This is a genomic window from Isoptericola sp. Y581, from assembly GCF_059445475.1.
In genome coordinates this window covers 1-3995 of record NZ_JCAIUK010000018.1, presented here as the reverse complement: position 1 = coordinate 3995, position 3995 = coordinate 1, and the positions used below count along the sequence as shown (strand labels likewise).

Annotated in this window: 3 protein-coding genes and 2 pseudogenes; 3 read left to right on the top strand and 2 right to left on the bottom strand. The window is 64.8% G+C overall.

From position 1 onward, the window contains the following. Positions 1-425: 425 nt before the first annotated feature. Positions 426-1448 (bottom strand): IS30 family transposase, encoded by a 1023-nt coding sequence (locus AC1C2W_RS19610; protein ID WP_495414060.1) that lies wholly within the window; start codon positions 1446-1448, stop codon positions 426-428. 182 nt (positions 1449-1630) lie between these two features. Here AC1C2W_RS19610 and AC1C2W_RS19605 point away from each other — a divergent pair, with 182 nt between their 5' ends. From AC1C2W_RS19605 to AC1C2W_RS19595, 3 genes and pseudogenes are all read left to right on the top strand, one after another. After that, positions 1631-2209 carry a TetR/AcrR family transcriptional regulator gene (locus tag AC1C2W_RS19605; protein ID WP_495391316.1) on the top strand — a complete coding sequence of 193 codons (579 nt, stop codon included), beginning with the start codon at positions 1631-1633 and terminating at the stop codon, positions 2207-2209. 101 nt (positions 2210-2310) lie between these two features. Next, on the top strand, positions 2311-2781 hold the full coding sequence (locus AC1C2W_RS19600; protein WP_495391317.1) for a hypothetical protein: 471 nt from the start codon (positions 2311-2313) through the stop codon (positions 2779-2781). Between the two features lie 103 nt (positions 2782-2884). Continuing rightward, positions 2885-3211, top strand: a pseudogene (locus AC1C2W_RS19595) (relaxase domain-containing protein); the annotation flags it as partial. 447 nt (positions 3212-3658) lie between these two features. Here the strand turns inward: AC1C2W_RS19595 and AC1C2W_RS19590 are convergent. Next, positions 3659-3940, bottom strand: a pseudogene (locus tag AC1C2W_RS19590) (FAD-dependent monooxygenase); the annotation flags it as partial. Positions 3941-3995 lie beyond the last annotated feature (55 nt).

The window sequence follows — 3995 nt, the reverse complement described above, 5'->3', positions numbered from 1 at the left end:
CGAACTACCAAGCGTGATCCACATGATCACCAACCTCGAGTTCTACCGCCAGGCCACGTGAATAGCGCTCTAATTCTGAGGTGACGTGGGCATCACTGAGCGAGGCGCGCCCAACGGCGTCGCGCTCCCCGCGAGCGCCTCGCCCAGCACGTCCGTTTGAGTTCGGCGTGGGTGTCGAGCGGCTGTCTCTTCGCCGTCGGCGCGCATGCCGTGCGATCCTGAATAGCGTGAACGTCGACCGCATAACTCGGCCCCGCCAGAGGCCCGCGGTCCACGATCCGGCAGTAAAGGTGCAGGTCAAGGGCGCTTCCACGTTCTACACCGTGGATGTCGGGGGTTCGAGTCTCTCCGGGCCCACCCAAGCGTCGTTGTTCAGACCAACGGCATTCCCGGGTTGAGTCCCAGATTCCGTGTCGGGGGCGGTGTCAAGCGGTGGTAGCAACGGCTTCGTCGCGCAGTAGCTTCTCAAGGGCCTCACGCGGGGTGAGGAAGCGGAGGCTCGCGCGGGGTCGTTCGTTGAGTTCTTCGGCGATCGCGTCGAGGTAGGGCTGGTGGTCGGTGATCTCGGTGCCCTTGGGCAGGTACTCGCGGATCAGGCCGTTGGTGTTCTCGTTGGAGGGCCGCTGCCACGGCGAGCGGGGATCGGCGAAGTAGACCGGCATGCTCGTGGCCAGGGTCAGGGCAGCGTGACGGGCCATCTCGGTTCCCTGGTCCCAGGTCAAGGACTTGCGCACCAGCGCGGGCAGCTCGTTGAACTCCTCGATCAGCACGTCGGCCAGGCCCGCGGAGTCCTTGCCTGCTGGCAGGGCCTTGATGGCAACGAACCGTGTGGTGCGCTCGACCAGTGTCGCCACGGCGGCCCTACCGGCCTCGCCGATGACAAGGTCGCCCTCCCAGTTGCCCGGGACCCGCCGCCCGGCCGCCTCGGGGTCGCGGTCATCGATCGAGACCATTCCCACGATCCGCGCGGACCGTTCACCAGCGGGCTTACGGGCCCGGCGGCGGGTCCGCTTGGAGCGCAGCATGATGCCCGCGGCGGCGAGCTCGCCCTTGGGCAGTGCGTACACGTACTGGTAGATCGCCTCGTGGCTGACCGTGCGGCCTTGGGCGTCGGGCGAGTGCTTCATCGTGGATACCGTCGCGTCCGCAGCCTCCAGACGCAACCGTCCCGCGATCTGCCGCGGCGTGCGGGAGCGTTTCAGATCCGCCCGTACCCGCGCAGCCAGGATCGGATCGGCCCCGACCTTGTGCTCCTTGGGCCGCGCCCGGGACCGCTCGGTCCGCGCGTCGGCCGTGACTGGCTTGTACGTCCCGTCCGCGAGCCGGTGGCGGGTCAGCTCACGCGAGACCACCGAAGCCGACCGGCCGATCGCCCGACCGATCCGCCGCGGACCCCACCCCGCCTTGAACCCCGTGGCGATCTCCACCCGATCCGAGAACGACAGCAGCACCCGTGCGCCCACCCAGCAAGCCTCCGGTCCGACGCCCGCTGACCAGGAGTGTTGCTTGGACCGTATGACACCGCCGGGCCGTTGTGGCCAGACAGTCATCGATGTGACCTTACGTCTGCTTGCACGTCTCAAACTAACAGTGTTAGCATGACACTAACGCTGTTAGTTCAGGAGTTGAAATGGCCACCCCGCTCACCCGATGCGCGATCGTCGCGACCGCGTGCGAGATCCTCGATTCTGGTGGACGCTCCGCTCTCTCAATGCGGGCCATAGCCGCTCGGCTCGACGTGAAGGCGGCATCGCTCTACAACCACATCTCTGGCAAGCACGAACTGCTTCAGGAGGTCGTGGACAATTTTGCCGTGGAGATCGTGGCCGGACTTGATGCGGCCGCGGGCTGGCGGGCTAACTTCACCGCACTCGCCACGGGACTCCGCGAGACTCTGCGAAAACATCCGGGAGTGACCGAAGTAATTGCGACAGTGAACCTCTCCTCGAAAGTCGCCCAGCACATCGCCGAGGAGTTCGGGCCAGCGTTTGCGCGCGAGCTGCATACGACGGCCGAGCGCGCGTTGCTCACATTTCAGTCCTTATACGTCCTCGTGGTCGGTCTCGCACTCGCGGAGTTCGGTGATGTCCCCAACGATCCGGCTGCCCCACGTGAGCTCTATGACACTTGGTTCCGAATCGCAACCGAAACCTTTATCGACGGAGTCGCAGCGCAACTCGCAGTCAGGGGATATGAGTCCCGCCCCTGATCGGCCACCACGCCCGTTCACTGCCCGCGCGGGGCCGACGCCATCGGGTGCATCACCAAGGCGACGAAATCATCTGCCCTATCTGATCGGAGATTCTCCCCATGCTCGTCCTCACCCTCGTTGTTCTGCTCGTAGCGGTCATCTACTTTGTGCTCACGACGCTGGTCGACTTCGCACCTTTGAACAACGCGCGGTCCGCCACTCAGCGGGAACGTACAATCGAAGTGGCCATCAACGGCCCGATCATGTTCCTCCCGGTAGTACTCGTCGTCCTCGCGGCCGCATTTCACCTCTCCACGTTCGCGTGGGTTGCTGGCTCGCTGGAACTTCTCGTCCTGATCGGTGGGCTCCTCCTATGGTGGCTTCCCTACCTGGCCGGTGTGAGCGTGCCGTGGGCGACTGCAGGCACCGGTGATTCATGGCAGGAACTCCACGCCCGCACCTATTCGCACACGATCATCGTGCTTCCCCGAATCGGCGATCGGCCCCGGCCCAACCTGGAGCACATGATTCTCCATACGCTCGTATTGACGGGTGCGATCCTTGCGTTCATCTACGCAGGGACTCTCTGACGCACGTCGACGAGCGGCCTGCTTGGGTTTGACAAGCACCTACTCAGGCCCACCCAAGCGTCGTTGTTCACACCAACGACGAGCAAAGCAGGTCGTCTCTACCGAGGTCGGGGAATCCGAACGCGGCACACGTCGCGCGGCGGCGGGGTTCGGCTTCACGTTCTCGGTTCCGAAGTCTGCGTCTGTGTTGTGGGCGGTTGCGGATGCGGGGACGCAGGCATTGATCGCGGACGCGCACCATGCGGCGGTTGCGGAGGTGGTTGCGTTCATGGAGCGAGAGGTTGCAGCGACCCGTGCTGGCGCAACCGGACGCGATGGCGCGGTTGCGCAGGCCGACGTGCCGGGGGTGGTCGCTACCGCGTTCGATCACTACGACGACCGTACGGGCGACCCGCACTTGCACACGCATATCGTCAACTCGAACAAGGTTGCGGCCGGACGGCATGATTTCGTTCGTAGGTCTCGGCGAGCTCGACTCCGTGACCGCCATCGCTATCCCTCGCGAGTCGCACCCGTATAAGGAAGTCTCCTCCGTTATCTTCCGATCCCGCGGTCGCGCTCGGGTGGGCGTTGAGGCCGGTCTATGCAGGCCGTACGGTTTCGGCGGTGCGCTCGTCAACGTCGGCCGGCGGCGTGGAGCGCCCTGGGTTCTGTCGATCGGCCCGCTGGCCGAATAGGGATTTTCCCAGAGAGTGCTCCGCACTGCCGATGCAACCGCCTGGCTAGCGAGGGGGTGCGGGGGCCCAGTTGAGAATATCGGTGCCGGCCGCGGCCAAACGGTCGGCTGGAAGCATCCGCAAGAGGACGTTTCGGGCCGACCAGCGAGCGGGGACTGGAGGTGCGAGCCGAATCGAGCTGTCAGGGCTGAACGGCGCACGATTCTCCGGGCGTGCACGTATCGGTCCGTGCCGTAGCGTTTCAGTGCATTTGCCAGCGGTTCGCCGTCGGCCACTGGCTCACCGATCAGACGTCCGACGCTGATGGCATCCTCTAAAGCCGAATTGGCGCCTTGTCCCATGGTGGGCAGCATGGCGTGGGCAGCGTCACCGATCAGGACCAGTCGGCCGTGCAGGTAAGTGCGTGGCTGCGGGGCAAGTGTATAGACGTCGTGGCGCAGCAAGCGGTGCGGTTGGGTGTGTCGGATGAGAGCGCTATTCACGTGGCCTGGCGGTAGAACTCGAGGTTGGTGATCATGTGGATCACGCTTGGTAGTT

What these genes read in the sequence shown, in the direction of transcription:
- AC1C2W_RS19600 (WP_495391317.1), top strand. Translation starts at nt 2,311, where the DNA reads ATGCTCGTCCTCACCCTCGTTGTTCTGCTCGTAGCGGTCATCTACTTT.
- AC1C2W_RS19605 (WP_495391316.1), top strand. Translation starts at nt 1,631, where the DNA reads ATGGCCACCCCGCTCACCCGATGCGCGATCGTCGCGACCGCGTGCGAG.